Here is a 6,371-nt window from a genome sequence, read left to right as displayed (position 1 = left end):
GATTAGTACAGGGCAAGGTATAAGCTTTGGGGCTGGTATCGTAGCTGGTGTACCGGCTGAAATATACGATACGGTTGATGGTTTTTGGCAAATAGCCAAACATCCCAAAGAGACTTTGAAAGCGCTCAAGGATTTGTTCACCAGTGGTGAGATTTTGGCGACAATTGGTCGGACCCTTGGACAGTCCTATGTAGATCGCATTAATAAAATGGAGGAGGAATATGAGCGAGCCGGTGCCGGTGGTTCCTTTAATGCTGGTGTTGAATTTGGAAAATTATTGACTGAAACAGCATCCCTAATGACAGGAGTTGCTGGAGCAGCCAAGGGAGGCATAAAGCTTGCGGGCAAGCTTGTAGAAAAAGATCTCATCGAATTCGCTGCTAAAGCTGAAGAAGCGGCTATAACAGGAGCAAAAGTTGGAGCAACTTCTTCTGAGGTAAATACTGCTCATGTGGGGAAAGAAATCGCACAATCGCTAGAAAAAATGAGCGATGAAGCTATTGCAACTCAATATTTGGGGCAAGAGAGAAAATTCTGGTCAAAACCTATTGAGGTTGGGTTTGAAATAACGAACAATGGAGAAAAAATCACTCAGATAAACAAAGTCTATCAGAGCGAAAAACTTTTTGATCCCAACAGAATTTCTGAGTGGATAGTCAACAAGAAAAAAGTGACAGGTACAAATATTGAAAGAATGAAAACAGGAAGAGCACCTATAGGTTTCGATAACGAGCCTATTGAATTGCACCATATGCTACAAACACATGATGGTCCCATAGCAGAAGTTACAAATGCGTTTCATAATAAACATCATTCTGCTATTCACATTAATCCTAACACAATGGGATCAGCTATTGATAGGGATGCATTTGCTTTGTGGAGACAGAAATACTGGAAAGAACGTGCTAAAGGTTATGAAAATAAAGATATAGCAATTAGAAAATAACAATTTATGGAGAACAAATTATGAAAACTTACACTTTAGATGATGTTGTACAATTAATTAATAAATATAGCGATAGTATCGATTTTGGCTCTACAGATGAAGCAGTTGATGATGTACTAATTGAAAAAGCAGAGAAAACTCTCNTGATATTGTTTATAAAAACTTAAATTATAGAAAAAATGGTTTTGCAACGCCACAGCAACTTATTGTTAGTAGAACCGATTTTGGAGAGACATTTTTCTTCGATTATTCTCAATTCCAGAATGGAGAATGTGCACTCTATTTTGATTTTCCACCCAAAGATCCACAATATTATGCAAGTAACTTCTATGAATTCCTCTGTAAAAGGATTACAGATAATTTGAAGTAAATTTCTTTGTATGGTGGTTTTACTTCCAAATTGCAATGTTAAACCACCATTATTTTTTTCTTTTCAAGAATGCAAGCATCGTTAATATTTTTTAGGGGGGATAATCTATGAGAACCTATACCTTAGCAGATGTCATAGAATTAGTTGATAAATATGATGGTGATATTGTTAGTTTTGGGATTGCAGAAAATGCGGTTGATGATCTCGTGATTGAAAAGGCGGAGAAAACTCTCGGTTTACAATTTACATCATCTTACAAGAGTTTTTTAAAATATTATAAAGGCGGAGACATTAGTGGTGATGAAATCTTTAGCGTTTATGAGGATTGTGTAGATTTTCCTTTTAATGATATTGTTTTTCAAAACTTAAATTATTACAGAAAAAATGGTTTTGCGACACCAGAACAGCTTGTCGTGAGTAGTAATGATTTTGGTGAAACCTTTTATTTTGATTATACGCAGTTTCGGGATGGTGAATGCCCACTTTATGTTCGGCTACCATCTGGTGATTGCGAATATTACGCCAGTAATTTTTATGAATTCCTTTGCAAAAGAATTAAAGAAAGCGCGGGAGAAGAGATACCTGAAGGTGATCAACCGATTGAAAAGACTGAGAACACTCCCACTCCGCAACCTATCCCTTTTTACAAGCGTTTTTGGAAAAAACTATGGAGGAGGGGCAATTGATAGAAGAAATACGGAGCGTTTATAACGCAAGTTTTGAGGATCATCCATGAAAACCTATACCTTAGATGATGTTGTAGTATTAATTGATAAAGTGAATAAATATGATGATGAGATTATCAATTTTCGTACTGAAGATGATGAAGAGAATGAAACAGATGATCTACAGATTGAAAAGGCGGAGAAAGCTCTCGGTTTGCAATTCACATCATCTTACAAAGTTTTCTTAAAAAAATATGTAGGAGGAGAAATAGGGGGTGAAGAAATTTTTAGCATTTATGGAGATTATGGGGAAGGTATTCCTGCTGGTGATATTGTTTACCGAAACTTACTCAATAGAAAAAATGGTTTTGTGACACCAGAACAGCTTGCCGTTAGCAGAACAGATTTTGGTGAAACCTTTTATTTTGATTATACGCAGTTTCGGGATGGTGAATGCCCACTCTATGTTATGTTTCCATTGGATAATTGCGAATATTACGCCAGTAATTTTTATGAATTCCTTTGCAAAAGAATTAAAGAAAGCGTGGGAGCTGAGATACCTGAAGGTGACCAACCGATTGAAAAGATTGAGTACACTCCCACTCCGCAACCTATCCCCTTTTACAAGAGCTTTTGGAAAAAACTATGGAGGAGGGGCAATTGATAGAAGAAATACGGAGCGTTTATAACGCAAGTTTTGAAGGTTTTGAGGGTTCCTTTTCCCCCCTTATATATTTTTTTCAATCAAAAATAAAATAATACATATAAGAAGCGCCCCTAAAGCCCCCCAAAACTAATGATGGGGAGTGCTTTGAAGGTTCACTGTTATATTGTTTAATATTTTATAAGATTTCCAAATTGCCTCAGTATGATGTCTTATGTCTTTTCACTAAAGGATGCTGTTCATAACGTATGATAGGTCGAACGCCTTGGGAGCTATTGTCTCCAGAGATTTCACGAAAAACCGTCATCGTTTATTCCACGCTCGATACGGTCATAGGTAAATTGATCATCTTCATTAAAAGCCGTTAGATAAAAAGCACGGTCTGTTTGATATTCCTTACGTTCCAGATTGGATAAAAAACCAGACAAGTCATCACGCACCATTAAGAGACCACGGGGTTTTTTTTTAAGAGTTCCCTAAGCTTTTCGACCATGACATCATTGATAATAAAACGTCGTTTACCAAGAGTATCATCATTATTTTTACGAGTAGAAACTAAGCGGTGTGCAAAGTGATTATGCCAATCATATTCGCAATATTAGAAAAATAATAATTTATCATTATTTACTGATACGGAGCGCAGTATTGTAGAAAATAATTTGCTTCAATTAGCAAATAAATAAAAATACAGTTGATTAAGGAAATTTTTGCTTTGTATGAAGCACACGTAAAATACGCACAACGCCATTTGAAATATCATAAATCATGATATAATTTGGATGTACAATAAGTTCACGTGTATTTACAATTCGTCCTAAACGACCAAGAGTAGGAAATTTAATAAGTTTTTCTACTTTTTCAGATAAAAGTTGATCAAACTTTAAGGCAGCAGAAGGATTATCTTGTGATATGTATTCACGTATCTTTTTGCGGTCAACGTGTGCTACTTGTGTCCAAATTAGCTTCATAAAATCGATCTATCGAGTTTACTTTGTGTTTTTAAGCGCCATTCCTTTGCTTCTGCTTCGATTTCTTCAGAAGATATTATATCACCTGCATTAGCAGAATTTATCCCTAATTGAACTTGTTCCCGAAACCATAAATCGTATGCACTTTTTTCTTTTTGTTCTTTTACGATATCGCGCATATAATCCCGCAATAATTGTGCAGCAGATCTATCACACGCCTTTGCTGCTTTGGAAAACTCATTTTTTAATACATCATCGACGCGAAAGGTAAATGTTGTCTTAGCCATTTTACGACCACTTAATGTGTTACAAAGTAGTTCTAATGTAATGTATTTTTACTATTTCTTCAATAGCTACTGTTAAAATAGATATTTTATATCTATTTTGCATTTTCATAGGGTTGAAAGGGACGCCCATAAATTCACAGGCTCAGATAACAACCCAGACAGCAGAGCTAGACCGGTTTCAATGCCCTCACAAATGACCAGATGTTTGGGATTGGACTGACTTAAATGCACCCCACCACCCGTTACAGATCCCAACATGGCTTTTGCTGGTTTTTGATCTGTTTTGCAGCCATTGGCTTGTAAAAAGGTTCTGTGAATGGCAAAGGAGCCAGCACCCTTAACAAGAGCCATCAACGCGTGCAGTGTTATCCCAGAGGGGTATGGACACTTGTCGTGAAAACGTAAATCGGGAGGCAAATCACATGTAATACCCCGCATGCGTAAATAGGTTTCTGCTAAAGTATTTTTGATTGGTTTGCTTTGTTGCCAAATTGCTTTTGCTCTCTCTGCTTTCTGTTTTGCTCGTTTGAGATCAGCACAAAACTGTTTGGATAAAGAAAGCGTATGATCATAAGCTTGTTTTCTAAGCAAGCCAATTCTAATGAGCGCTTGTATGATCTCTCTAAAAGAACAACCGGCATAACAGTAGAGTAAGAGACGCCCATCATGTCCATTGGCAAGGGATAAGCTAGGTAGCCTATCATCATGAGCAGGGCAACGGGTCCATAACGCCCACGCCAAACCCTCGGCACAGCACGTGTAATGCCCTGCACATTCGTAAAAGAACACATCATTTTAAATCCTATAACGTTGCGTCATAGGACGGATTGTGCACTCTCTAGGGTGATGAGCTTGAGAAAGCCTTGTCCATCCTTATGTGACAAGGTTTTCTTTTTATGCCGCGTCGTTATAACGTTGCTGTTTTGCTTGCTCGATGACATTCAAAAGATCCGATTGTAACCAACGCGATAAAAAACCAAATTTTAAAGGTTTTGGGAGAGAGCCATTGGTAACATGACGGCGAAATGTTGAAACACTCATATGAAGCAATTTTGCACTTTCACGGTCTGTCAAAAGAATATCATTTTCTGTCATACTAAAATCCTTTCACTATAAAAAAAGAAAACAAATCATAACCATTTATTAACCATATTTTGGTTCATTTTTTAAGGTATTTTATTTATAGAAAACAATATTTTATCATAGTTTTTCTGATGTAATAATTTATGACTCTTATTGAGAAAGTATGAGAGAGAAGAGAGCTAAAGTTATCCACAGATCATGGGGTTATTCACCCCATATCTTAAGATTGACCGGTGACATAAGCCGCCCATTTATCCATATAAACACGGCGTTGTTCTAGATAATCAGTCCGACGATAGGCACGCTCTACTTTACCCCCTACTGTATGACTTAGAATGGTTTCAGCGACCTCATAGGGAGCATCGGTTGTTTCAGCGAGCCAATTGCGTAAACTAGAGCGAAAACCATGGGGGCAGGCTTCAATTTTATTTTTTCTCATATATGTAGCCATACATTTCTCAGCGAGGGGACCACGACCTCTAGCAGAAAAAAAGAAATCATTACGAGAAAGCAAGCGCGCTTGTTTTAGAATTTCTAATGCTTCTGTTGATAGAGGCACGCGAAATTCTGTTGTAGCATCACGCCTTCCTTTCATATTCTCAGCAGGAATGGTCCATATATCCTCCTCAACTTGATCTTTATGAATATGACGTAAAGGATTGGTACGAACGCCTGTAAGAATAAGCAAACGCAAAGCCAGTTGTGTTATGGTTGATGCTTCACAGAGTGTTTTATAAAAAGCTGGCACATCTTTCCAATCCATGGCTGGTAAATTTTGCGTTTTATGACGTTGTTTGCCTAAGAGCGCGCGTGCTTTTTCTGTTGCTTGTAAATCAACATTCAATCCTAATGCAGCCGCATGTTTAAGACAAAGGTTGAGACGGATAAGAGCTCTATTAGCTGTTCCAGCTTTTGTATGCCAAATAGGGGCAAGCGTATTGCGTATCTCTGTTTGTGTAATCTCAGAAACGGGAAGACAGCCTAGTTTAGGGAGAATATGAAGGCGTAATGGTAAAAACCAATCCCCATCTTTACCATCATTTTTTAATTCAGCTTTACGACTTTCAAAAGCATCCAACGCGATATCTTTTAAATAATGGAGATTGCTTATTGCTTCACGCTTTTGTTTTTCACGTTCTTTAATGGGGTCACGCCCTTCACGAAGAACAGAGCGCCACCCCGTTGCCAATTCACGAGCTTGTTTTAAAGAAACATCTCTCAAGGCACCCAAGCCCATTTCGCGGCGCCGACCATGAATGGTATAACGGTAAATCCATTGAGCACCTCCATCTTTACGCTTATGAAGAAGCAAGCCAGCACCATCATTATATTTGCCAGCCCCCAATGTTGCGACAGCCCTTGCATTAAGACGGTTCATAAGGACCATT

The 6,371-nt window shown here is 37.9% G+C and carries 7 protein-coding genes and 3 pseudogenes; 4 read left to right on the top strand and 6 right to left on the bottom strand.

Features of this window, described 5'->3' with window-relative positions:
* From ACFIJ0_RS00885 to ACFIJ0_RS00870, 4 genes and pseudogenes are all read left to right on the top strand, one after another.
* A partial coding sequence (locus tag ACFIJ0_RS00885; protein ID WP_375644032.1) for an HNH/ENDO VII family nuclease occupies positions 1–946 on the top strand: 946 nt, incomplete at its 5' end.
* 20 nt (positions 947–966) lie between these two features.
* A pseudogene (locus tag ACFIJ0_RS00880) lies at positions 967–1,316 on the top strand (SMI1/KNR4 family protein).
* Between the two features lie 107 nt (positions 1,317–1,423).
* The gene (locus tag ACFIJ0_RS00875) at positions 1,424–2,002 is read left to right on the top strand and encodes an SMI1/KNR4 family protein (protein WP_375644031.1); all 579 of its coding nucleotides are present in this window, start codon (positions 1,424–1,426) and stop codon (positions 2,000–2,002) included.
* A 46-nt stretch (positions 2,003–2,048) separates the two neighbouring features.
* On the top strand, positions 2,049–2,645 hold the full coding sequence (locus ACFIJ0_RS00870; RefSeq protein WP_375661371.1) for an SMI1/KNR4 family protein: 597 nt from the start codon (positions 2,049–2,051) through the stop codon (positions 2,643–2,645).
* A gap of 314 nt (positions 2,646–2,959) precedes the next feature.
* Here ACFIJ0_RS00870 and ACFIJ0_RS00865 read toward each other — a convergent pair.
* The 6 genes and pseudogenes from ACFIJ0_RS00865 to ACFIJ0_RS00840 form a co-directional block, all read right to left on the bottom strand.
* A pseudogene (locus ACFIJ0_RS00865) lies at positions 2,960–3,180 on the bottom strand (DUF3987 domain-containing protein); the annotation flags it as partial.
* 160 nt (positions 3,181–3,340) lie between these two features.
* On the bottom strand, positions 3,341–3,613 hold the full coding sequence (locus ACFIJ0_RS00860; protein ID WP_375622840.1) for a type II toxin-antitoxin system RelE/ParE family toxin: 273 nt from the start codon (positions 3,611–3,613) through the stop codon (positions 3,341–3,343).
* On the bottom strand, positions 3,610–3,900 hold the full coding sequence (locus ACFIJ0_RS00855) for a CopG family ribbon-helix-helix protein (protein WP_375622842.1): 291 nt from the start codon (positions 3,898–3,900) through the stop codon (positions 3,610–3,612). The genes ACFIJ0_RS00860 and ACFIJ0_RS00855 overlap by 4 nt, the downstream gene beginning before the upstream one ends.
* Positions 3,901–4,011: 111 nt before the next feature.
* Positions 4,012–4,694 (bottom strand): annotated as a pseudogene (locus tag ACFIJ0_RS00850) (virulence-associated protein E); the annotation flags it as partial.
* 100 nt (positions 4,695–4,794) lie between these two features.
* Entirely contained in the window at positions 4,795–4,995 is a 201-nt protein-coding gene (locus tag ACFIJ0_RS00845) for an AlpA family transcriptional regulator (protein ID WP_015856172.1), read from the bottom strand.
* 208 nt (positions 4,996–5,203) lie between these two features.
* Positions 5,204–6,370 (bottom strand): tyrosine-type recombinase/integrase, encoded by a 1,167-nt coding sequence (locus ACFIJ0_RS00840; RefSeq protein ID WP_375644029.1) that lies wholly within the window; start codon positions 6,368–6,370, stop codon positions 5,204–5,206.
* Between the last annotated feature and the right edge of the window lies 1 nt (position 6,371).

The sequence above is a fragment of the Bartonella sp. OC68QHHN genome (genome assembly GCF_042193875.1).
Classification (GTDB): Bacteria; Pseudomonadota; Alphaproteobacteria; order Rhizobiales; family Rhizobiaceae; genus Bartonella; species Bartonella grahamii_A.
The sequence above is the reverse complement of the archived record's forward strand: the minus strand, read 5'-3'. Positions and strand labels throughout refer to the sequence as shown.

Coding starts and splice junctions, on each gene's coding strand:
- ACFIJ0_RS00875 (WP_375644031.1), top strand. CDS start 1,424: ATGAGAACCTATACCTTAGCAGATGTCATAGAATTAGTTGATAAATAT.
- ACFIJ0_RS00870 (WP_375661371.1), top strand. CDS start 2,049: ATGAAAACCTATACCTTAGATGATGTTGTAGTATTAATTGATAAAGTG.
- ACFIJ0_RS00860 (WP_375622840.1), bottom strand. CDS start 3,613: ATGAAGCTAATTTGGACACAAGTAGCACACGTTGACCGCAAAAAGATA.
- ACFIJ0_RS00855 (WP_375622842.1), bottom strand. CDS start 3,900: ATGGCTAAGACAACATTTACCTTTCGCGTCGATGATGTATTAAAAAAT.
- ACFIJ0_RS00845 (WP_015856172.1), bottom strand. CDS start 4,995: ATGACAGAAAATGATATTCTTTTGACAGACCGTGAAAGTGCAAAATTG.
- ACFIJ0_RS00840 (WP_375644029.1), bottom strand. CDS start 6,370: ATGGTCCTTATGAACCGTCTTAATGCAAGGGCTGTCGCAACATTGGGG.